This is a genomic window from Rhodococcus koreensis (assembly GCF_900105905.1).
Classification (GTDB): domain Bacteria; phylum Actinomycetota; class Actinomycetes; order Mycobacteriales; family Mycobacteriaceae; genus Rhodococcus_F; species Rhodococcus_F koreensis.
In genome coordinates this window covers 4,491,131-4,513,326 of sequence record NZ_FNSV01000005.1, presented here as the reverse complement: position 1 = coordinate 4,513,326, position 22,196 = coordinate 4,491,131, and the positions used below count along the sequence as shown (strand labels likewise).

Below are 22,196 nucleotides of genomic sequence, written 5' to 3'. Positions count from 1 at the left end.
TAAGAAGTACTCACGGGGCGCTAGCCTCGTCGTCGTGTCAGAAACCCAGCCGAGTCACGAGCACGAACCTCACGTTCCGCTCCCCGTCGAGATCCCCGTCACCGAGAACATCGCCGACGACGCACTGGACCTGAAGACGCAGATCGTCCGTTTCGTCCTGACCGGTGGACTGTCGGCGGTCGTCGACTTCGGCCTCTACTTCCTGCTGTTCGAGGTGGTCGGGCTGCCCGTCAACGTGGCGAAGTCGATCAGCTTCATCGCGGGCACCACCACCGCGTACCTGATCAATCGCCGGTGGACGTTCAAGGCCGAACCGAGCCGCGCCCGCTTCGTCGCCGTCGTGATCCTGTACGCCGTCACGTTTGCGGTGCAGGTGGGCCTCAACTGGGTGATGTACCACGCATTCCCCGACGAATGGTGGCGTCTGCCGCTCGCGTTCGTCATCGCGCAGGGCACGGCGACGGTCATCAACTTCGTCGTGCAGCGCGCGGTGATCTTCAAGATCCATTGAGACGGCCGCCCGGCAACCGGGCGGCAATGCCCCGGCGGGTGCTGCGATACCGACTGGTCGGGTGTTTCGGTAACGACTCAGCAACTTCCCTGGCGCTGCCGACGCGTTCGGTGAGAATCGATCAATGCTGATTGTTCTCGATACCTCGGCCGTCACGCGAGACGCGCGCTTCGAGACGTTCGTCCGCGACGCCCTCGACCGGGGCAGCCGAGTGCTCGTCCCCCGACTCGTCCTCGTCGAGGTCGCCCACCGGTACCAGCGGGAGTCGGTCGCGATGATCGAGGCCCTCACCGTCCAGGCACGGATGTACGACCGGCTCGGGCTCCGCGACGACCTGTCGGTGTTCGTGGACGCCGCGCGGGCCAAGGCCGACGGCTACGTCGACTCGCTCGCCCGGCAGTTGGAGGCGATGGGCTGCGATGTGATCGAGCCGGCGTACACCTCGCACCTCGAAGTCGCCGCCCGTGAACTGCAGCGCCGCCGCCCGTATGTGGACCGGAAGCGGCGCGGCTACACGGCCACGGTGAACTGGCTGACGGTCCTGGACATCGCGGACCGCCGCCCGTCCGAGGACGTGGTGTGGGTCAGCGCGAACTCCCGGGCGTTCGGGAGCGGCGAGCCCGGGGCGTGGCACGACGAGATCTGGGCCGAGTTGCAGGACCGCGGTCTCGACCACCGGCTGCGGTGGGTGACCGGGCTCGACGACGTGGATCTGCGGGACACCGGCCTGCCCCGCCGTGAACGGGTCTCCGTGCCGATCGCCGCCCCGCCTGCCGCGGTCCCCGCCCCGCCTGCCGCCGTCGCGGCACCGCCCACCGTGGCCGCGGCACCACGGCCCGTGGTCGCGGCCCCGCCGCCCCGGACGCCCCTCGTCGTGTCCGACCCCGTGGAACCCCGGGTCGCGCCGCCGCCCGCGCACGTGGCGCGCCCCCGGGTGGCGCCGCAGCGGATCCTGCCCTCCGGCAACGCGGACACCGGCGGACGCCGTGGCATCGGCCGGATGCGGGGCGGCCGCAAGCGCAAGGTCACCGTGGTGGAGGAGCTGGACGACCTCGATTTCGGCTGATCCGACCCGCCGGTAACGATTCGGGCACCGGGCATAACGACTTGGGGCCGAAGCCACCATCAGCGACACACGAGCGTGGCGGGTACTCCAAGGTTGAACTTACGTATCCGTCAACGGCGACGGGTATCGGCGACCAGGGGAGAAGGCATGAAATCTGTGCCGAACGACCGCAAGCCGTCTGTGCAGCAGCGGAATGGGACACCGACCGTCCAATACCGTTCGGGTGCGCGGCTGGCGGGGCCGAGTATCGAATCCCAGGTTCTCTACCAGGCATGCAGATGGTTCCTCCGGCCCGTGGTGCGGATGGCGCCGATCAACGAGTCGGCGATCCGCAGGGCCGCGCTGCTGGACCTCGCGGCGGGGATGCGCCCCGCTTCCGGTATCCGCCGCCAGAAGGTGCGGCTGCCCGGGTTCGACGCGGAGATCGTGCGGGCCCCGGGAGTCTCACCGGAGCTGAGCGACGGTGTCGTCCTCTATCTCCACGGCGGCGGGTTCCTGTGCTGCGGGCTGAACACGCACCGGCCGGTGGTCGCGACGATCGCGAAGCTCACCGGACTGCCGGTGATGCACGTCGGCTACCGGCAACTGCCCGACACGAACATCAGCGGTTCCGTCGACGACTGTCTGACGGCGTACAAGTGGTTGCTGGAGAACGGAGCCCAGGCGGGCGGGACGGTGTTCGCCGGTGATTCGGCGGGTGGGTTCCTCGTGTTCGCGACGGCGTTGAAGGCCCGCGAGGAGGGTGTCGATCTCCCCGCCGGGCTGGTCGGGCTGTCGCCGCTGCTGGACCTGGACTGCGCCGACAAGCTGGTGCACGCCAACGCCGCCCGCGACGTGTTCGCGCCCGTGGAGGCGCTCGTCACCATCGGCAAGCTGGGCGGCGAGGTGGACGGTGTGCTCGACCCCGCGCTGTCGCCCGTGAACGGTGCGCTCGAGGGTCTGCCGCCGTCGTTGCTCTTCGCCGCGGAGGGCGAGGTGCTGCGGTCGGATTCGGAGCTGATGGCGCATCGGCTGAGCGGTGCGGGTGTGCCGACGACGCTGCAGATCTGGGACGGTCAGGTGCATGCGTTTCCGGCGTTGTGGCCCGGTCTGCCGGAAAGTCGTGTGGTGCTTCGGCGTATCGCGCGGTTCGTCGCGACGCGGGTGCGGCCGGACGACGGTGTCGCCCGGGACAAGACCGCCTGACTACCGCGGCGGGCCCTTCTCCAGCACGATCGTCGTCGACCGCGGCCTCCCGGTCTCGTCGAGCCAGCGGATTTCGACCGCGTCGCCGGGGTGCCGCGCGATCATGAGCCCGCTGAGATCGTCCGAGGACCGGATCGGGATTCCGTCGAATTCGGTGACGACGTCCCCGATCTCGATGCCCGCGTCGTCGGCGGGGGTGCCGATGCTGACCCAGAGGACCTCGGCGCCACGAGGATCGTCGGTGACGCTGATCCCGAGGAGGGGAGTGTCGCCGATGTGCACGGTGGCGGACGCCGTCCCGGCGCGAACCTGATCGACGATCGTCATCGCGGTGTCGATGGGCACCGCATACGACCTCGGCTGGGCGGGAGCGGGTTTGGTGGGATCGGAGTCGGCGTTGCCCGCGGTGTTCACGCCGATGACGGCGGCGGTGGCGTCGACGAGCGGGCCACCGGAGTCGCCGGGCCGGACCGCCGCATCGATCTGGATCAACCCGTTCAGCCGGTTCCGGGAACCGTCGGTGGAACTGCGAGCGGTGATCGCCTGCCCGAGATCGGTCACGAAACCCCGTGCCGCCACCGGGACTCCGCCCCCTTCGGCGTTGCCCACCGCGGTGACCGGATCACCGATGCCGACGGCGGTGTCCTTCGCGAGGGGCGCGGCGGAAAGGTCGCCCGCGCCCTGGAGCCGGAGGACCGCGATGTCGCGCGAACTGTCGTAACCGAGCACGTCCGCGACGTACTCCGCACCGTTGCCGAGGCTCACCGCGCTGATGTCGAGTGCACCGTCGATCACGTGATGATTGGTGAGGACGACGCCGTCGGGGGTGAGCACTATCCCCGTTCCCGCGGTTTCGACGAGCCCCGAGTCGGCGACGAGGGTGACGATCGCCGGGATCACCCTGGCCTCGACCTCTTCCGGGGTCAGGACGACGGGCGGCGGTGGCGGAGGCGGCGCGGGCTGGGCCACCGTTGCCGCGGGCGGCCCCGATTCGCGGACCGTCGGTGCGCTCAGCAGCAGGCTGCCGATCACCGCCGTGGCCACGGCGAGGACCGTTGCGGCGCGGGGCGTCGTCATGCCCGGTTGTTTTCGTCGCGGAGTCGGTTCAGGACTGTTTCAGCGACCCCCAGCCGTGCCAGGTGTCGATCTCGATCCAGGCGCTGACCCGTTTGCGGTCGCGGACGGGGTACGGCTTGCCGGTGTAATGCGTGGCGAGGCGGTCGATGTCGGCGAGGTCTTCGTCGTCGACGAACTCCGTCACCCGGCCCTGGACGCTGACGTGGGTGATCCAGTCGCCGGGGTCCATCGCGGTGAGGCTGACCCGGGGATCGCCCCGCAGGTAGTCGAGGCGCTTCCGCTCGGCGTCCATGTTGACCAGCACCCTGCCGCCCTCGAACAGATACCAGGTGGCCACGGACACGGGCTGCCCGTCGGGTCGGACGCAGGCGACGGTGGCGTAATTGGGCCGGGCGAACATCTCGGCGGCCTTCGGTGTCAGAGGTGGCTTCGACATGTCCGAAAGATACCCCTGAGGCCTCCGGCCCGGTGCGTGGTTGACGAGTCCAGACGCTCGTCAACCACGCACGGGGCAGGCGGCCGTGGACTCGCGGACGACGAGGGTCGGGGTGAACGAGAGCTGCTGGTGCCGGTGGGTGTCGGGGTTGTTCACCTGATCGAGCAGGAGTTCGGCCGCCGCTCGTCCCAGTTCGTTCCGTGGCTGGGCGACGGAGGTCAGCGGCACGGCCGCGCCGGCGGCGTAGTCGATGTCGTCGTACCCGACGATCGCGAGGTCTTCGGGCACGCGCTTGCCGTGCTGGATGAACTCCTGGAGCACACCGAGTGCGAGCAGGTCGTTGGCGCAGAACGCCGCCGTGGGCCGCTCCTGCGGCGGCATCGCGAGAATCTCGCGGGCCGCGTGGGTGCCGGCCTCGATGCTGAGGGATCGGGTGGCGACGGTGCGCATGCGGGTGCTCGCCGATTCCGCGACGGCGCTGAGCGCCCCGTCCCGGCGGTCGCGGACCTGCCTGATGGTGTCGGGCCCGCCGACGAACACGAGGTTCCGGTGCCCCTGCTCCATCAGGTGGCGGGCGGCGATCCTGCCGCCGTGGACGTCGTCGACGGCGACGGAGGATCGGCCGGGTGTGCGGGACCCGCGGTCGAGCAGGACCACCGGGGTGCCCTGACGGTCGAGGTTGGCGAGCATCGGCGTGCTCTCGCCGGTGGGGCAGAGCAGGATTCCGTGGACGCGTTGTTCCATGAGCTGGCCGAGCTGCCGGTTCTCGCGTTCTTCCGATTCGCCGGTGCTGATCATGACCATCAGCAGTTCGTTCGCCTCGGCGACTTCCTCGGCTCCCGACGCGACGTCGACGAAGAAGGGGTTCCGCGCGTCGAGGACGACGACGGCGAGCATCCGTGACTGGCCGGCGCGGAGTTGGCGGGCGGCGTCGTTGCGGACGAAGCCGAGCTGGGTGATGGCCTCGTGTACTCGCTGGCGGGTCGCCTCCGACACCAGTTCGGGGTGGTTGAGCACGTTGCTGATCGTTCCCATCGAGACGCCCGCGAGTGCGGCGACCTCGCGCATGGACGCTGCCATCCGATTCCCCCTTCAGCCGGCTCGTTCGACAGCGCACATTGTCGCGTCGGCCGGTGCCCGAGAACAATCCAGTGCTCTTGAATCGCTTCATTCACAGTATCGCCGTCCGCGGGGCCGGAATCAAGACCGGCTGTCAGGCGAGACGATGCGGAATATCCGGTAAGCGACCTGGCGTGCTTTTATAACGATAAGGTCACGGCGGTGACCGGCTCTACCGAACCTCTTGACTTGTGGCGCCTGTCACTTCTAGCTTCATAAACAAGAAATGAACCGTTTCAATCGGAGGTGCTGAATGAGCGTCCCCCCTGCGGTGCCGTTGCTGGAAGTACGGGACGTCACCAAGTCCTTCGGCAACGTCGCTGCTGTTCAGGGTGTGTCGTTTCCGCTCTACGGCGGCGAGGCGCACGCCCTCGTCGGAGAGAACGGTGCAGGCAAGTCGACCATCGTGAAGATGCTCGCCGGCGTGCACGGCCCCGACACCGGATCGATGCTCGTCGGCGGTGAGGAAGTGTCGCTCGGGTCGCCCTCGGATGCCAAGGCCAGGGGTATCGCGGTCATCTACCAGGAGCCGACCCTGTTCCCCGACCTCACGATCGCGGAGAACATCTTCATCGGCACCCAGCCGCGGGCCCGCTTCGGCATGATCGACCGCGGCGCGATGAACACAGCCGCCCGCGCGCTGTTCGACCGTCTCGGGGTCCCGATGGACCCGGACCGGCCGGCCAGCGGACTGTCGATCGCCGATCAGCAGTTGGTCGAGATCGCGAAGGCGCTGTCCACCGACGCCAACGTCATCGTCATGGACGAGCCGACCGCGGCCCTGTCCGGCAACGAGGTGGAGCGGCTGTTCAAGGTCTCCCGGTCCCTGTGCGCGTCCGGCGCGGCGGTCATGTTCATCTCGCACCGCTTCGAGGAGATCTTCGCGCTGTGCCAGCGGGTCACCGTGATGCGCGACGGACGGCACATCGCCACATCGGAACTGGCGGGCCTGACGGTCGACGACCTCGTCCGCAGCATGGTCGGCCGCGACCTCGGCGCCCTGTTCCCGAAGATCGACGTGGAACCGGGGGCGGTCGTCCTCGAGGTCGAGAACCTGTCGCGAGCCGGGGTGTTCTCCGACATCAGTTTCCAGGTGCGCGCCGGCGAGATCGTGGCACTGTCCGGGCTGGTCGGTGCCGGCCGCTCCGAGGTCATGCAGTCGGCGTTCGGTGTGGACCCCCGTGACAGCGGCGACGTCCGGGTGCGAGGCAAGAGCCTGCGCAAGGGCGATCCGAAGGCCGCGATGCGCGCGGGAATGGCGCTCGTCCCGGAGGACCGTCGCCAGCAGGGCCTGATCCTGGACATGTCGATCGAGCGCAACGCCACGTTGACGCGGTCGTCCGCTCTCGCCCGGTTCGGGTTCCTCTTCGGGGGACGTGAGCGCCGGTCGGCCTACGAGTGGACGAAGAAACTGCAGACCAAGTACGCGCGCATCACCGACCCCGTCGGGGTGCTGTCCGGCGGCAATCAGCAGAAGGTCGTGCTCGCCAAGTGGATGGCCACCGCGCCGAGCGTCCTGATCGTGGACGAACCCACCCGCGGGATCGACGTCGGCACCAAAGCCGAAGTGCACCGGATCATCTCGACGCTCGCCAGTGAAGGCGTCGCCGTCGTGATGATCTCCTCCGAATTGCCGGAGGTGCTCGGAATGGCCGATCGCGTCCTTGTGATGAGGGAAGGACGAATCGTGTCGGAACTGAGCAGGGCCGAGGCCGACGAGGAGAAGATCATGTTCGCTGCAACGGGTTCGGAGGCCGCCGCATGAGCGCACCCACCCGCGTCGCGCCTGCGGGCGCCGCGAAGCCACCGGTGAAGTCGGACGGGGGTCCGTCGCTGATCGAGAAGGTGCTGCAGGTCCGTTCGCTCGGCATCCTCGCCGCGCTGATCGTGCTGGTCGTGGTCACCACGATGCAGAACGGCAATTTCCTTTCCTCCCAGAGCATTCGCGACATTCTGCTGGCCGCGTCGATCGTCGGTGTGCTGGTGGTCGGGCAGACCGTCGTCATGATCACCAAGAACATCGACCTGTCGGTCGGCTCGGTGCTCGGGCTGTCGGCGTTCGCCGCGGGCAGTGTGATGTCGGGTGCCGACGGTGCACCGATCGTGGTGGGGATCCTCGCGGGGATCGCCGTCGGCGCGGTCTGCGGACTCGCCAACGCGCTGCTGGTGCGGTTCGGCGGCGTTCCCGCCCTGGTCGTCACGCTCGGCACGATGTACATCTTCCGCGGCATCGCCTACCTGTGGGCGGGTGGCGAGCAGATCACCGCCGACGAGATGCCGCCGGACTTCCTGAAGCTCGGCACCGCAACGCTTCTCGGTGTGCCGGTGCTCGTGATCGTCGCGGTGGTGGCCGTTGTTCTCGCCGGTGTGTATCTGCGTCGCTATCGCAGTGGACGCGACCTCTACGCCATCGGGTCGAACGGCCACGCCGCCGAACTCGCGGGCATCGCCGTCGGCAAGCGCGTCCTGCTCGCCTTCGTGTTCTCCGGGGCCATGGCCGGAGTCGCCGGGGTCATGTTCGCGGCGCGGTTCGGCACCGTCGACGCCGCCGCCGGATCCGGCTACGAACTCAACGTGATCGCGGCCGCCGTCGTGGGCGGTGTCGCCGTGGTCGGCGGCGTCGGCACCGTCTGGGGCGCGGCGCTCGGCGCGCTGCTCCTGACCACCATCAACAGTTCGCTGCCCGTTCTCCAGATCAACCAGTTCTGGCAGCAGGCCATCGTCGGTGCGCTGATTCTCATCGCCATCGCGGCCGATCGACTGCTCGCGGTGCGTGCCGCACAGCAACTTCGGAAGAGGAGCGCCCATGTCGACTGACACCATCGAGCCGGCGACGACCGCACAGCCGGACACCGCGGGGACGTCGACGGTCGGCCGAATCCGCGAGGTGCTCGCCGGCTGGGACTCGGTGATCATCGCCATCACGGTCGTCGTGCTGGTGGTCGCCTCGGTCACCAACCCCGACTTCGGGAGCAGCCGGAACTTCGCGTTCCTCGTCCTCGACCTGGCGCCGATCTTCCTGATCGCACTGCCGATGACGTTCATCATCATCACCGGCGAGATCGACCTGTCGGTGGCGAGCGTCCTGGGGCTGAGCGGCGCCGCGATGGGCTGGATGTGGAACAACGGCTTCGCCATCGAGGCGATCATCCCGATGTGCATCCTGCTCGGCTGCCTCCTCGGTGCCCTCAACGGTTTCCTCGTCGCCAGGCTGGGGTTGCCGTCTCTCGCCGTCACGATCGGTACCCTGGCCCTGTTCCGGGGGCTCGCGTTCGTCCTCCTCGGTGACCAGGCGGTGTCCAACTTCCCCCGCGCATACACGTCGTGGGTCACGGGAACGGTCGGCGGCACGGTCATCCCCAATCTCGCCCTCCCACTGGTCGTCGCGGCCGTCGTGTTCGCGGTGATCCTCCAGGCCACCCCGCTCGGCCGCGACATCTACGCCACCGGCGCCAGCGACACGGCCGCACGCTTCGCCGGCATCGACGGGGCGCGGCTGAAGTTCTGGCTCTACGTGGTGTGCGGGGCGGTCGCCGCCCTCGCCGGGGTGCTGTGGAGCCTGCGGTACTCGAGCGCCCGGGCCGACAACGGATCCGGTCTCGAACTGGCCGTGGTCGCGGCGGTGCTCCTCGGCGGGGTGTCGATCTTCGGCGGCAAGGGCCGGCTGGCGGGTGTGCTCGCCGCGGTGGTGCTGCTCGCCACGCTGCAGAATGCGCTGCGCCTCGAGGACATCTCGAACGAGGCGCTCACCATCGTCACCGGTGTTCTCCTGATCGTCGCGGTTCTGCTTCCGAACCTGCTGAAGACCGTGCGGACGTCCGCGCAGCGTCGAAAGCTGAAAAACGCGCCCTGAATTCCCTGCTTCACCGCTCTTTCTCACTTCAGCGTTCGCGGTGACGCGAACACGAGGAAAGGATCCACCATGACCCGATTCCGCCGGACCTTCGTTCCCCTGGCGGGGATCGTCGCAGTCTCGATCGGATTGACGGCCTGCGGCGGCACCACCCAGGATTCGGCATCGAACTCGGGGGGTGGCGACCGCGCCACCGGGACCGCGAACCCCGACGCGCCGATCCAGGACGGTCTGCAGGTCGCGTTCCTCCCCAAGCAGCTCAACAACCCGTACTCCGACATCGAGGTCGGCGGTGGCAAGACCGCCGTGGAGGAGTTCGGCGGCGAGTACAAGCTCGTCGGCCCCAACGATGCGAGCGCGTCCTCGCAGGTGTCGTACATCAACACGCTGATCCAGCAGGGCCAGAACGTCATCAACATCGCCGCCAACGATCCGAATGCCGTGTGCCCCTCGCTGAACCAGGCCCGCGACGCAGGCATCAAGGTCGTGACGTTCGATTCCGACGCGGCCGAGGACTGCCGCGACTTGTTCATCAACCAGGCCACCACGCAGGGGGTCGGTGAGACGCTCGCGAAGATGACGAGCGAGCAGATCGGCGGCACCGGCAAGATCGCGGTGCTGTCCGCGACCCCGAACGCCACCAACCAGAACGCGTGGATCGAGGTGCTGAAGGCGGAGCTCGCGAGCAAGCCGGAATACCGGAACATCGAACTGGTGGCCACGGTGTACGGCAACGACGACGACCAGAAGTCGTTCCAGGAAACGCAGGGCCTGCTCCAGACCTACCCCGACCTGAAGGCGATCGTGTCGCCCACCACGGTCGGTATCGCCGCCGCGGCGCGCTACATCTCGTCGTCGAGCTACAAGGGCAACGTCGTCCTCACCGGTCTCGGCACCCCGAACCAGATGCGGGAGTATGTGAAGAACGGCACAGTCAAGGAATTCGCCCTCTGGGACCCGACGAACATCGGCTACCTCTCCGCCTACGCCGGTGCCGCGCTGGCCTCCGGTCAGATCACCGGGGCCGAGGGGCAGAAGTTCACGGCAGGCAAGCTCGGCGAGTACACGATCGGCGCCGGCGGCGAGGTCGTGCTCGGCCCGCCCACCGTGTTCGACGCGAACACCATCGACCAGTACAACTTCTGAACCGTCCGATGAACAAGTACTGCTTCACCCTGCAACTCCGGCCGGACCGGATCGACGAGTACGTCCGTCGCCACACCCAGGTCTGGCCGGAGATGCTGGAGGCCCTGAAATCCAGTGGGTGGAATAACTATTCGCTGCACATCCGGCCGGACGGGCTGATCGTCGGCTACGTCGAGTCGGAGAATCTCGAAGAATCGCAGGCGGCCATGGCCCGCACCGACGTCAACCGGCGGTGGCAACACGACATGGCGCCGTTCTTCGAACTCGACGGGGTGGCCCCCGACGAGGGATTCACGCTCCTCACCGAGATCTTCGACCTGGACGCCCAACTCCACACCCCTCTCGACCACACGATCTCCACCGAAGGATGATTCACCATGACGGCAACTGACATTCGGCGCACCGCCGGCGACATCTCCGCCCTTGCCGACTTCGGAATCGAAGTTCCCAGTTGGGCATACGGGAACTCCGGCACCCGATTCAAGGTGTTCGCCACGGCAGGTGTCCCGCGCGACCCGTACGAGAAAATCGAGGACGCCGCACAGGTGCATCGCGTGACCGGGGCGGCGCCGCGGGTGTCGTTGCACATCCCGTGGGACCGCGTCGACGACTTCGGCAAACTCGCCGCGTACGCCGCCGATCAGGGGGTGTCGCTGGGGGCGATCAACTCCAACGTGTTCCAGGACGACGACTACAAGCTGGGGTCGCTGACCAACGCCGACCCGAAGATCCGCGCGAAGGCCGTCGCCCACCACGTCGAGTGCGTCGACGTCATGCGGGCCACGGGATCGAAGGATCTGAAGCTGTGGCTGCCCGACGGCACCAACTACGCAGGCCAGGATTCGATCCGCGCCCGGCAGGATCGGCTCGCCGATTCGCTGCAGAAGATCTACGCCGAACTCGACGACGATCACCGCCTGCTGATCGAGTACAAGTTCTTCGAGCCGTACTTCTACACCACCGACATCCCCGACTGGGGAACGTCGCTGCTGCACTGTCTGGCGCTGGGCGAGAAGGCCCAGGTCGTGCTGGACACCGGTCATCACGCACCGGGCACGAACATCGAATTCATCGTCGCCCAGCTGATCCGGCAGGGACGGCTCGGCGCGTTCGACTTCAACTCCCGCTTCTACGCCGACGACGACCTGATCGTCGGATCCGCGGACCCGTTCCAGCTGTTCCGGATCATGCACGAGATCGTCCGGGCCGGCGCGCACCTCCCGGACTCGCGCGTGAACTTCATGCTCGACCAGTGTCACAACATCGAGCCGAAGATCCCCGGCCAGATCCGGTCGATCATGAACGTCCAGGAAGCCACGGCCAAGGCACTGCTCGTCGACGGGGACGCCCTCGAGGCGGCCCAGCAGTCGGGTGACGTGCTCGGCGCGCACGCGGTGCTGATGGACGGTTACAACACCGACGTCCGGCCGCTGCTCGCGGAACTGCGCGAATCGCAGGGCAGGGAAGCCGACCCGATCGGCGCGTTCGCGCGCTCCGGGTACCTGGAGCGGATCGAGCACGAGCGGGTGGGCGGAAACCAGGCGAGTTGGGGCGCGTGATGACCGTGGCGACGACGAATACCGTGCCCGCTCACCTCGACCGGGTGCGTCCCCGGAAGACTCGGCTGGGGCTGGTGTCGGGTGGGCTCGGCGCCTACTGGCCGCAGTTCCCCGGCCTCCGGGGTGTCCTCCAGGAGTCCGCCCGGTATGTGACGGGCCGATTCGAGGAGCAGGACTGTCAGGTCGTCGATGCCGGGTTCGTCTCGGACCCGCAGGAGTCCGCCGTCGCAGCCGAGACGCTGAGGCAGGCCGACTGCGACCTGGTGGTGATCTTCCTGACCACCTACCTGACGTCGTCGATGGTGCTCCCGATCGCGCAGCGGACCAACGTGCCGGTGCTGCTGATCGATCTGCAGCCGACCGAGGCGATGGATCACGCGAACACCGACACGGGGACGTGGCTGGCCTACTGCGGGCAGTGCCCGCTGCCGGAGGTCGCGAACGTGTTCCGGCGCAGCGGCATCGACTTCCGGTCGGTGTCCGGCTACCTGCACGACGAGAACGCCTGGCGGCGCATCGACGCCTGGGTGAGTGCCGCCTCGGCACGGGCTGCCCTGCGGCACGGCCGGCTCGGACTCATGGGTCACCTGTACCCGGGGATGCTCGACATCTCGACGGACATGACCCTGTTGTCGTCCCAGTTCGGCGCGCACGTGGAGGTGCTCGAATTCGACGACCTCCGGGTGCGGGTCGATGCGGTCTCCGAACGTGAGACCGCGGACCGCATCGCCCTCGCGAAAGAGGTTTTCGCGCTCGACGGTTCGGTGAACGCGGACGATCTGGCCTGGGGAGCCCGGGTCTCCGTGGGACTCGACCGTCTCGTTGCGGACTTCGAACTCGACGCCATGGCGTACTACCACCGCGGGCTGGGTGGTGAGATACACGAACAGCTGGGCGCCGGAATGATTCTCGGAGCGTCCCTGCTGACCGCACGCGGTATTCCGCTGGCCGGGGAGTACGACATCCGCACCGCGGTCGCGATGCTGGTCTCGGACCGGATGGGCGCGGGCGGATCGTTCACGGAACTGCAGGCACTGAACTTCCGCGACGGCATCGTCGAAATGGGTCACGACGGACCGGCCCACCTGCAGATCTCGTCAACCGAACCGCTGCTCCGCGGTCTCGGTGTCTATCACGGCAAGCGAGGGTACGGCGTCAGCGTCGAGTTCGACGTGACCCACGGGCCCGTCACGACCTTCGCGGTCGGGCAGAACCGCGACGGCTCGTACTCGTTCATCGCGTCCGAGGGCGAAGTGGTCCCCGGGCCGCTCCTCGCCATCGGCAACACCACGTCGCGGGTCGACTTCGGCCGGGACCCGGGGGAGTGGACGGACGAGTGGAGTGCCACCGGGACCGGCCACCACTGGGCGTTGTGCGTCGGCCACCGGGCCGGCGCGATCAAGGCCGCAGCAGAGCTGCTCGGCGTCGAATTCATCCGGGTCTGAAGTCAAGAATCTCGAGGGAGAAACAAGAAGTGAACGCCACGAGCACCGTCGCCGAACTGATCGCACGGTCCAACAGACTGGGCGCCGACGCCCGGAACACCAACTACGCCGGCGGCAACACCTCCGCCAAGGGCACCGACGTCGATCCCGTGACCGGCGCCGAGGTGGACCTCGTCTGGGTGAAGGGTTCCGGCGGAGACCTCGGCACGCTGAAGCCCGCCGGACTCGCCGCGCTGCGCCTCGACCGGGTCCGCGCCCTGACCGACGTCTACCCGGGCCTCGACGCCGAGGACGACATGGTCGCCGCATTCGACTACTGCCTGCACGGCAAGGGCGGCGCCGCGCCGTCCATCGACACCGCCATGCACGGTCTGGTGAACGCGCCGCACGTCGACCACCTGCACCCCGATTCCGGTATCGCGTTCGCGACCGCCGCGGACGGTGAGGAGTTGACCCGCAAGTGCTTCGGCGACCGGGTGGTGTGGGTTCCGTGGCGCCGCCCCGGTTTCCAGCTTGGTCTCGACATCTCGGCCATCGCGGAGGCGAACCCGCAGGCGATCGGCTGCATCCTGGGCGGGCACGGCATCACCGCGTGGGGGTCGACGAGCGAGGAGTGCGAGCAGCGTTCGCTCGAGATCATCCGCACCGCCGAGCAGTTCATCGCCGACAACGGCCACGAGGAGCCGTTCGGTCCCGCGATCGCGGGCTACGAAGCACTGCCCGCCGAGGAGCGCCGCCGCCGCGCCGCCGCGCTGTTCCCGCTGCTGCGGGGACTGGCCTCCACCGATCGCCCGCAGGTGGGGCACTTCACCGACAGCGAGGAGGTGCTGAACTTCCTGGCGGCGCACGAGCATCCGCGTCTCGCCGCGCTGGGTACGTCGTGCCCGGATCACTTCCTCCGCACCAAGGTCCGGCCGATGGTCCTCGACCTGCCGGCGACCGCGTCGCTCGAGGAGGTCACCGCGCGACTGCGTGAGCTGCACACCGCCTACCGCGAGGACTACGCCCGGTACTACGCCGAGTACGCGGAGCCGGACAGCCCGGCGATGCGCGGCGCCGACCCGGCCATCGTCCTGGTCCCCGGCGTCGGGATGTTCTCGTTCGGCGCGAACAAGCAGACCGCGCGGGTGGCGGGCGAGTTCTACGTCAACGCGATCAACGTGATGCGCGGCGCCGAGGCCATCTCCACGTACCAGCCGATCGACGAGCGGGAGAAGTTCCGCATCGAGTACTGGGCCCTCGAGGAGGCGAAGCTGGCCCGCATGCCGAAGCCGGCGCCGCTCGCCACCCGCATCGCGCTGGTCACCGGTTCCGCGTCGGGAATCGGCAAGGCGATCGCGCAGCGCCTCGCCGCGGAGGGCACGTGCGTCGTCATCGCCGACCTCGACCAGGCGAAGGCGGCCGAGGCCGCCGCCGAGATCGGCGGCAGTGACGTCGCCGTCGGCGTCGCAGCGGACGTGACCAGCGCCGACCAGGTCGCCGCCGCGTTCGAGGCCGCGGTCCTGGCGTTCGGCGGTGTCGATCTCGTCGTGAACAATGCGGGACTGTCGATCTCCAAGCCGCTGCTCGAGACCACCGAGAAGGACTGGGACCTGCAGCACGACGTGATGGCGAAGGGATCGTTCCTGGTGTCGAGGGAGGCGGCGCGGGTGATGACCGCCCAGGCGATGGGCGGTGACATCGTCTACATCTCCTCGAAGAACTCGGTGTTCGCCGGGCCCAACAACATCGCGTACTCCGCGACGAAGGCCGACCAGGCGCACCAGGTGCGGCTGCTCGCGGCGGAGCTGGGCGAGTACGGCATCCGCGTCAACGGCATCAACCCGGACGGTGTGGTGCGGGGCTCGGGCATCTTCGCCGGCGGCTGGGGCGCCAAGCGGGCCGCCGTGTACGGCGTCGAGGAGGAGAAGCTGGGCGAGTACTACGCGCAGCGCACCCTGCTCAAGCGGGAGGTGCTGCCCGAGCACGTCGCCAACGCGGTGTTTGCGCTCACCGGCGGCGACCTCACGCATACCACCGGACTGCACATCCCGGTGGATGCCGGTGTTGCTGCGGCCTTCCTGCGCTGATGGACGTGTTCGCCGCGATCGACCTGGGCGCGTCCAGTGGGCGGGTGATGCTGGGCCGCGTCGCCGACGGTGTGATCACCCTCGACGAGGTCGCGCGCTTCCCCAACCGTCCGATGCGGCTGGGTGGATCGCTGCACTGGGATCTGGCCGGCCTCTACCGGGGTGTGCTGGACGGACTGCGGGCCGCGGCAACGGAGGCCGTGGCCCGCGGTGACGTCCTCGTGTCGATCGGAATCGACACGTGGGCCGTGGATTACGGGCTGCTCGGCGGCGACGGCTCCCTCCTCGGGATGCCGTACCACTACCGCGACCAGCGGACGGGGGGCGTCGCGGCCGGGGTGCGATCGTCGATACCGGATCGGGAGTTGTTCGAGCGCAACGGCATCGCGCAGCTGCCGTTCAACACGGTGTACCAACTGCTGGCCGAGCGGGAGAGCGGCGCGCAGAGGCTCGACGTCGCGGAGCAGTTGCTGATGATCCCCGACATTCTGGCCTACTGGCTCAGCGGAGTGCGGGCCGGCGAAGTGACCAACGCGTCCACCACCGGGCTGCTCGACCCGGTGCGCCGCGACTGGGACCGTGCGCTCGTCGCCCGGCTCGGTCTCGACGACCGCGTGCTGCCGCCGCTGGTGGAGCCCGGTTCGGTGATCGGACCCGTCCGGCCCGACGTGGCTGAAGAGATCGGGACCACAGACCATCCCCCGATGGTGGTGGCCGTCGGCAGCCACGACACCGCGTCGGCCGTGGCCGCAGTGCCCGCCGCGGGCCCGCGGTTCGCGTACATCGCGTCGGGCACCTGGTCGCTGGTCGGGACGGAACTGCCCGCACCCGTGCGCACCGAGGCAGTGCGCACGGCAGGGTTCACCAACGAGGCCGGCGTCGACGGCACCACCCGGCTGCTGCGGAACGTGATGGGCATGTGGCTGGTGCAGGAGTCGATGCGGCAGTGGCAGGCCGACGGACTCGACGTGTCGCTGCAGGACTTGCTGCAGGACGCCGCAGCGCTGACCGACCTCGGCTCCGTGATCGACCCGGACCTGCCGGTGTTCCTGCCGCCGGGCGACATGCCCGCCCGCATCGCCGCCGAATGCGCGCGGACGGGTCAGCGCGTGCCGGACGGTCCGGCCGAGGTGATCCGCTCCGTGATGGACAGTCTCGCGGACGCGTACCGGCGGTCGGTGCAGTCGATCGTCGAACTGACCGGCACCCCGATCGACGTGGTGCACATCGTCGGCGGCGGATCCCAGAACGCGCTGCTGTGCCGGCTGACGGCGGACGCCACCGGGCTGCCCGTCGTCGCCGGACCCGTCGAGGGGTCCGCCCTCGGGAACGTCCTGGTGCAGGCGCGGGCGGCCGGCGCGCTGTCCGGGGGGCTCGCCGAACTGCGTGCGGTCGTGGCGAATTCGTTCGCCCTGCGCGAGTTCACGCCGTCGCTGTCCCGGGCCTAGCGCCGGTCCCGGAACCGCGGTTCGCGCTTGTCCTTCCGCGCGGCGGTCGCCTCCTCGAAGTTGTCGGTCAGCAGCCGCACCAGCAGCTGTCCGAGACCCTCCTGGTGGAGGTGGGCTTCGAGTGAGGCGGCGTCGAGTCCCGACCACAGCGTGCGCTTCGTCAACTCCAGACCCGGCCGGGAGAAGCGCGACATGCGTTCGGCGAGGTCGAAGCATTCGTCCAGGAGGTCCTCACCGGGCACGCACCGCGACACGAGTCCGATCCGCTCCGCCTCCGCGGCGTGCACGTCCCGCCCGGACAGCATGATCTCGAAGGCCCGGGACGAACCGATCGCGCGGGGCAGCAGGTAGCTCAGGCCCAGTTCGCTGGCCGTCAGCCCGTTGTTGATGCCGGCCGCCCGGAAGTAGGCGTCCTCCGCCGCGATCCGGATGTCGGAGGCGAGCGCCAGGCACAGCCCGCCGCCGATGGCGGCGCCGTTGACGGCGCTGATCACCGGCTGATGCATCCGGCGGAGCGAGAGCACCACGTTGTCGAGCATCTCCATGGCCCGCAGCGCCACGGTCGGCGGGGTGAGGCCGTCGACGTGGGGGAGCGGGCCCGCGGATCTCTGGTCGGCGCCCGAGCAGAAGCCGCGGCCGGCGCCGGTGACGACCACCGCGCGGACCGAGTTGTCGTTGCTTATCTCCTCCAGCGCGTCGCGGAACGGGATCATCACGTCGAACGCCATCGCGTTCATGCGTTCCGGGCGGTTGAGCGTGACCAGGGCGATACCCGGCCGGGGGTGGTCGACGACGACGAAGGTCACGCCCTCGATACTAGAACACGTTCTCGTGAGTCACCGGCCATGTGAGTGTTTTCGTGTACCCGGGCACACGAAAACACTCACATGGGGGGCAGTAGCCCGGCGTCCAGCGCCTGCTTCAGCGACGGCGCCGCCGAATCCTTCTCGGACAGCTGGAACGTCAGCGGGTTGCCGTCCCGGCCCGTCGTGGGCCAGTCGATGCCCAGATCGGGGTCGAGCGGGTGCAGGTCGTGGTCGAGGGCCGGGGTGTACTCGATCGAGCACAGGTACATCACGGTCGACGCGTCCTCGAGGGACAGGATCGCGTGGCCGACGCCGGCCGGAAGGTAGACGGCGCGGCGGTCGACGTCGTCGATGAGCACTGAATCCCACTGCCCGAACATCGGCGACCCCACCCGGAGATCGACGATGACGTCGAGGAACGCGCCCTTGACGCAGGTGACGTATTTCGCCTGCCCGGGCGGATTGTCGGTGTAGTGGATACCGCGCAGGACACCGGCGGCGGACACCGAGCAGTTGGCCTGAGCGAGTTCGAGAGGGTGCCCGACGGCGGCCTCGAACTCCGAGCCCTTGAACCATTCGAGGAACACGCCGCGGTCGTCGCCGAACTGCCGTGGGGTGATCTCCCAGGCGCCGGGGACCTTCAGTTCCCGATACTCCACGTCACCAGTCCTTGCCGCGTTCGAGAAGTTCGAGGAGGTAGTCGCCGTACCCCGATTTGCCGAGAGCCTCAGCACGCGAACACAGTTCGGCGTCGGTGATGAACCCGCGGCGCCACGCGACCTCTTCCGGGACGCCGATCTTCAGTCCCTGCCGGTGCTCGAGCGTGCGGACGAAGTTCGACGCCTCGAGCAGCGAATCGACGGTGCCGGTGTCGAGCCACGCGGTTCCGCGGGGAAGCACCTCTACCTGCAACCGTCCCGCCTGCAGGTAGGCCTGGTTGACATCGGTGATCTCGTATTCGCCGCGATCCGACGGCTTCAGATTGCGCGCGATCGAGACGACGTCGTTGTCGTAGAAATACAGCCCGGGGATCGAGAAGTTCGACTTCGGGGTGGCGGGCTTCTCCTCGATCGACATCGCCCGGCCGGTGTCGTCGAACTCGACCACACCGTAGGAGCTGGGATCGGACACCCAGTAGGCGAACACGGCGCCGCCGTCGATGTTCTCGAAGCGGTTCAGCCGGGAACCGAGGCCGGGGCCGTAGAAGATGTTGTCGCCGAGTACGAGGGACACGGATTCGCCGCCGATGTGGTCGGCGCCGAGGACGAACGCCTGCGCCAGGCCGTTCGGCTCCTCCTGCACCTTGTACGTGAGGTTCACCCCGAACTGGGAGCCGTCGCCGAGGAGCCGGCGGAACTGCTCGGCGTCGTGCGGGGTGGTGATGACGAGGATGTCGCGGATGTTCGCCAGCATCAGGGTGGAGAGCGGGTAGTAGATCATCGGCTTGTCGTAGACCGGGACCAGTTGCTTGCTCACGCCGAGGGTGATCGGGTGCAACCGGGACCCGGTGCCGCCTGCCAGGATGATTCCGCGCATGTGCGCAGTGTTCCAGTGTTCGCGCCGGATAGAAACTCGGGCTCGCCACTAGGGTGGGTGCACATGAGGCTTCTCGTGACAGGCGGCGCCGGGTTCATCGGTGCGAATTTCGTGCACCAGACGGTCGCCGAGCGGCCGGACGTGCAGGTGACGGTGCTCGACGCGCTGACGTACGCCGGCAACCGGCGCTCGCTCGACGCCGTGGCCGACCGCATCGAGTTCGTGCACGGCGATGTGGCGGATTTCGCGCTGGTGGATCGCCTGGTCGCGGAGTCGGACGCGGTGGTCCACTTCGCCGCGGAATCGCACAACGACAATTCGCTGGCCGATCCGACGCCGTTCGTGCAGACCAATGTGATGGGCACGTTCTCGCTGCTGCAGGCCGTCCGCGCCCACGACGTCCGTTATCACCACATCTCCACCGACGAGGTGTACGGCGACCTCGAACTGGACGACCCCGAGCGCTTCACCGAGTCGACCCCCTACAACCCGTCGAGCCCGTACTCGGCGACGAAGGCGTCGAGTGACCTGCTGGTGCGGGCGTGGGCGCGGTCGTTCGGGGTGCGGGCCACCCTGTCGAACTGTTCCAACAACTACGGCCCGTACCAGCACGTCGAGAAGTTCATTCCGCGTCAGATCACCAACCTGATCGACGGGGTGCGCCCCCGCCTGTACGGCAGCGGGAAGAACGTGCGCGACTGGATCCACGTCGACGACCACAACGCGGCCGTCTGGACCATCCTGGAGAAGGGCAGTCTCGGCCAGACATACCTGATCGGCGCGGACGGCGAGGTCGACAACCGGACCGTCGTCGGGACGCTGCTCGAGCTGTTCGGCCGCGACGCCGACGACCTCGACTTCGTCACCGACCGCCCGGGCCACGACCTGCGCTACGCGATCGACTCGACGCGCCTGCGCACCGAACTGGGCTGGACGCCGCAGTACGAGGATTTCCGCAGCGGGCTCGAGGCCACCGTGCGGTGGTACCGCGACAACGAGTCGTGGTGGCGAGCGCAGAAGGAATCCGCGGAGAAGGCGTACGCGGCTACGGAATCCGTCATCGGCTGAGCGCCCGGTAGCTGCACAGCAGTCAGGCCGGGACCGATCCGCGGAACGCCCACGCTCTTGCCGTCAGTGCGATGCGCCCGGCGTCGTCGCGCGGTAGGCGGGTATCGAGGAGGTCGTGAAGAGCGGTTCGGCGTCCGGCGGGCAGAGAGGTGCAGTAGCCGGGTGCAGGGCCCTGACCGCCCAGGAACGGCCGCCAGAAATCGTCGAAGCCGGCGAACACGGTGGGAACGTCGAGCGGGTGCACGGCCACCTCGGTGAACCCGGCGGTGGACAGCGCGTCGCGGAGCGGCTGCGGCCGGCAGAGCGGGAAGCGGGCACCCTCGTCGAGGGTCGCGGCCGTGGCGTCGAGCTCGCGCGCGGCGTCCCAGAAGACGCGGATCATCTGCATGCCGTCCGCGTAGTCCCACACGTATCCGGCGACGGTCCCGCCGGCCCGGGTGACGCGGCGCATCTCGGCGAGCCCCTCGACGGGATGGGGAACGAAGTTGAGGACGAGCCCGGACACCACGCGGTCGAACTCGCCGTCGGCGGCGGGGATCGCTTCGGCGGTTCCCGGCCGCACCTCGAAGCGGGGATCGTCCGCGCCGGCCCGGGCCGCCGCGGCGAACGGCGCCGAAGGCTCGACCCCGACCACCCGGGCCGGGTCGGCTGTGCGGAGAACCGTGTGGGAGAGGGCGCCGGTCCCGCAACCCACGTCGCACCAGGCGCCGCCCGGGCCTGCGGCCAGCCACCGCAGGAACTGCGGCGCGACCAGCCTGCTCCAGCGGCCGATGTAGTTCTCGTACGCGGGATCGACCTCCCAGGCGTCCGTCATCGCGGTCTCCTCACGACGGCTGCGGCACCCGGGAATCCTCGTGCACGAGGGCGTTGCGCAGTGAACGCGAACCGGCGACCGCGGCGACGAAGCCGGCGAGCACCTCGCACAGCGTGAACACCAGTCGGGACGCGAGGGCCAGCCCGAGCGCCACCCCGCTGTCCATGAACGGGGACAGCGCCGCGACGACGACGGCCTCGCGTACCCCGATGCCGGACGGCGCGACGACCACCAGCACGCCGGCGCACATGCCGAGGGCGATCGCGCCGATGCACTGCACCAGGGTGCCCACCGCGAATCCCGACGTGCTCGACGCGAGGAACCAGAGATGCACGCCGTACAGCACCCAGCTGGCGGCGCACCAGCCGAGGGCACGCCCGATCTTGTGCATCGTCAACTGCCGGTGCAGCGGGGCGCGCCGCAGGATTCGCAGGGCCAGGTTCACCAGCCGCGTGAGGATCGGGGGATAGCAGCAGACGAGGGCGATGGGGACGAGGACGATCACCGCGACCGCCGCGACGGTGCTGATGTGGAACAGGGCGGGCAGCGCCAGCAGCCCGACGACCAGTGCGGACGTGATGCTCAGCCCCACGGTGACGAGGACGGCGACGAATCCGTTGGCACGCGACACCCCGGCCCGGCGGACGAGTTCGGTCTGGAGGACGAACGCCCACACGCTGCCCGGCAGATATTTGCCGAGCTGGCCGACCAGGTAGCAGCGGGCGGCGTCGAACGCGGGAATCGGGTGTTCGAGCGCGCCGAGCGCGTGCTGCCACGCGCGCACCGCGGCGCCCATGCCGAGGAAGACGAACACCGCGGAGACGGCGAGCGCCCACCAGTCCAGCTGGGTGATCGTGTCCCGGACCTCGGCCCACTGCGATTTCACGGCGAACACGACGGCGACGACGATCGCGAGGGTGACGAGGATCCGCAGCGCGTGCATCAGGACGGCGCGGCCACCGCGGTCCGGGACGATCTCGGGATCGGTGTCCACGAGAACCACCCCCTCACCGGCAGTGCGCTGCAGCAGTGCAGCGTTCGGTTCCGACGATAGCAAT

General features: G+C 68.7%; 21 protein-coding genes. 13 read left to right on the top strand and 8 right to left on the bottom strand.

Features of this window, described 5'->3' with window-relative positions; translation table 11 throughout:
• Positions 1–34: 34 nt before the first annotated feature.
• From BLV94_RS25125 to BLV94_RS25115, 3 genes are all read left to right on the top strand, one after another.
• On the top strand, positions 35–511 hold the full coding sequence (locus BLV94_RS25125) for a GtrA family protein (RefSeq protein WP_072938553.1): 477 nt from the start codon (positions 35–37) through the stop codon (positions 509–511).
• A 124-nt stretch (positions 512–635) separates the two neighbouring features.
• A complete protein-coding gene (locus tag BLV94_RS25120; RefSeq protein ID WP_072938550.1) occupies positions 636–1,577 on the top strand; it encodes a PIN domain-containing protein in 942 nt (313 codons plus the stop codon).
• Between the two features lie 147 nt (positions 1,578–1,724).
• Complete coding sequence (locus tag BLV94_RS25115; RefSeq protein ID WP_072938547.1) at positions 1,725–2,762, top strand: alpha/beta hydrolase; 1,038 nt, start codon at positions 1,725–1,727, stop codon at positions 2,760–2,762.
• Here the strand turns inward: BLV94_RS25115 and BLV94_RS25110 are convergent, their stop codons facing one another.
• Genes BLV94_RS25110 through BLV94_RS25100 form a run of 3 tightly spaced genes read right to left on the bottom strand, consistent with a single transcriptional unit; the run spans position 2,763 to position 5,355 of the window.
• The gene (locus BLV94_RS25110; protein WP_072938544.1) at positions 2,763–3,839 is read right to left on the bottom strand and encodes a S1C family serine protease; all 1,077 of its coding nucleotides are present in this window, start codon (positions 3,837–3,839) and stop codon (positions 2,763–2,765) included.
• A 28-nt stretch (positions 3,840–3,867) separates the two neighbouring features.
• A complete protein-coding gene (locus BLV94_RS25105; protein ID WP_072938541.1) occupies positions 3,868–4,275 on the bottom strand; it encodes a TIGR03618 family F420-dependent PPOX class oxidoreductase in 408 nt (135 codons plus the stop codon).
• A 60-nt stretch (positions 4,276–4,335) separates the two neighbouring features.
• Positions 4,336–5,355: a LacI family DNA-binding transcriptional regulator gene (locus BLV94_RS25100; RefSeq protein WP_072938538.1), complete on the bottom strand. Its 1,020-nt coding sequence runs from the start codon at positions 5,353–5,355 to the stop codon at positions 4,336–4,338.
• A gap of 292 nt (positions 5,356–5,647) precedes the next feature.
• On the opposite strand from BLV94_RS25100, the gene BLV94_RS25095 reads away from it, so the two are divergent.
• From BLV94_RS25095 to BLV94_RS25055, 9 genes are all read left to right on the top strand, one after another.
• Positions 5,648–7,159, top strand: a complete 1,512-nt coding sequence (locus tag BLV94_RS25095; RefSeq protein ID WP_072938535.1) for a sugar ABC transporter ATP-binding protein — start codon at positions 5,648–5,650, stop codon at positions 7,157–7,159.
• Entirely contained in the window at positions 7,156–8,211 is a 1,056-nt protein-coding gene (locus BLV94_RS25090) for an ABC transporter permease (RefSeq protein WP_072938533.1), read from the top strand. Before BLV94_RS25095 ends, BLV94_RS25090 begins: the two co-directional genes overlap by 4 nt.
• A complete protein-coding gene (locus BLV94_RS25085) occupies positions 8,201–9,247 on the top strand; it encodes an ABC transporter permease (RefSeq protein WP_083395665.1) in 1,047 nt (348 codons plus the stop codon). Before BLV94_RS25090 ends, BLV94_RS25085 begins: the two co-directional genes overlap by 11 nt.
• A 69-nt stretch (positions 9,248–9,316) precedes the next feature.
• The gene (gene rhaS, locus BLV94_RS25080) at positions 9,317–10,393 is read left to right on the top strand and encodes a rhamnose ABC transporter substrate-binding protein (RefSeq protein ID WP_072938530.1); all 1,077 of its coding nucleotides are present in this window, start codon (positions 9,317–9,319) and stop codon (positions 10,391–10,393) included.
• A gap of 8 nt (positions 10,394–10,401) precedes the next feature.
• Complete coding sequence (locus BLV94_RS25075) at positions 10,402–10,764, top strand: L-rhamnose mutarotase (protein WP_072938527.1); 363 nt, start codon at positions 10,402–10,404, stop codon at positions 10,762–10,764.
• A gap of 6 nt (positions 10,765–10,770) precedes the next feature.
• Positions 10,771–11,952 carry an L-rhamnose isomerase gene (rhaI, locus tag BLV94_RS25070; protein WP_072938524.1) on the top strand — a complete coding sequence of 394 codons (1,182 nt, stop codon included), beginning with the start codon at positions 10,771–10,773 and terminating at the stop codon, positions 11,950–11,952.
• Complete coding sequence (locus tag BLV94_RS25065) at positions 11,952–13,397, top strand: L-fucose/L-arabinose isomerase family protein (RefSeq protein ID WP_072938585.1); 1,446 nt, start codon at positions 11,952–11,954, stop codon at positions 13,395–13,397. The genes rhaI and BLV94_RS25065 overlap by 1 nt, the downstream gene beginning before the upstream one ends.
• Positions 13,398–13,426: 29 nt before the next feature.
• The gene (locus BLV94_RS25060) at positions 13,427–15,466 is read left to right on the top strand and encodes a bifunctional rhamnulose-1-phosphate aldolase/short-chain dehydrogenase (RefSeq protein ID WP_072938522.1); all 2,040 of its coding nucleotides are present in this window, start codon (positions 13,427–13,429) and stop codon (positions 15,464–15,466) included.
• On the top strand, positions 15,466–16,914 hold the full coding sequence (locus tag BLV94_RS25055; RefSeq protein WP_072938519.1) for a rhamnulokinase: 1,449 nt from the start codon (positions 15,466–15,468) through the stop codon (positions 16,912–16,914). Before BLV94_RS25060 ends, BLV94_RS25055 begins: the two co-directional genes overlap by 1 nt.
• Here the strand turns inward: BLV94_RS25055 and BLV94_RS25050 are convergent.
• The 3 genes from BLV94_RS25050 to rfbA form a co-directional block, all read right to left on the bottom strand.
• Positions 16,911–17,720 (bottom strand): enoyl-CoA hydratase, encoded by an 810-nt coding sequence (locus tag BLV94_RS25050; RefSeq protein ID WP_072938518.1) that lies wholly within the window; start codon positions 17,718–17,720, stop codon positions 16,911–16,913. The two genes, BLV94_RS25055 and BLV94_RS25050, sit on opposite strands and share 4 nt — an antisense overlap.
• A gap of 77 nt (positions 17,721–17,797) precedes the next feature.
• Positions 17,798–18,379, bottom strand: a complete 582-nt coding sequence (locus tag BLV94_RS25045; protein WP_072938515.1) for a dTDP-4-dehydrorhamnose 3,5-epimerase family protein — start codon at positions 18,377–18,379, stop codon at positions 17,798–17,800.
• Position 18,380: 1 nt separating this feature from the next.
• On the bottom strand, positions 18,381–19,256 hold the full coding sequence (gene rfbA / locus BLV94_RS25040; RefSeq protein WP_072938513.1) for a glucose-1-phosphate thymidylyltransferase RfbA: 876 nt from the start codon (positions 19,254–19,256) through the stop codon (positions 18,381–18,383).
• Between the two features lie 63 nt (positions 19,257–19,319).
• Here rfbA and rfbB point away from each other — a divergent pair, with 63 nt between their 5' ends.
• Positions 19,320–20,324, top strand: a complete 1,005-nt coding sequence (gene rfbB, locus BLV94_RS25035) for a dTDP-glucose 4,6-dehydratase (protein WP_072938511.1) — start codon at positions 19,320–19,322, stop codon at positions 20,322–20,324.
• Positions 20,325–20,346: 22 nt separating this feature from the next.
• Here the strand turns inward: rfbB and BLV94_RS25030 are convergent, their stop codons facing one another.
• Both BLV94_RS25030 and BLV94_RS25025 read right to left on the bottom strand, forming a co-directional pair.
• Positions 20,347–21,138 carry a class I SAM-dependent methyltransferase gene (locus BLV94_RS25030; protein WP_072938508.1) on the bottom strand — a complete coding sequence of 264 codons (792 nt, stop codon included), beginning with the start codon at positions 21,136–21,138 and terminating at the stop codon, positions 20,347–20,349.
• 10 nt (positions 21,139–21,148) lie between these two features.
• A complete protein-coding gene (locus tag BLV94_RS25025; protein ID WP_072938505.1) occupies positions 21,149–22,141 on the bottom strand; it encodes a lysylphosphatidylglycerol synthase transmembrane domain-containing protein in 993 nt (330 codons plus the stop codon).
• Positions 22,142–22,196: the final 55 nt, after the last annotated feature.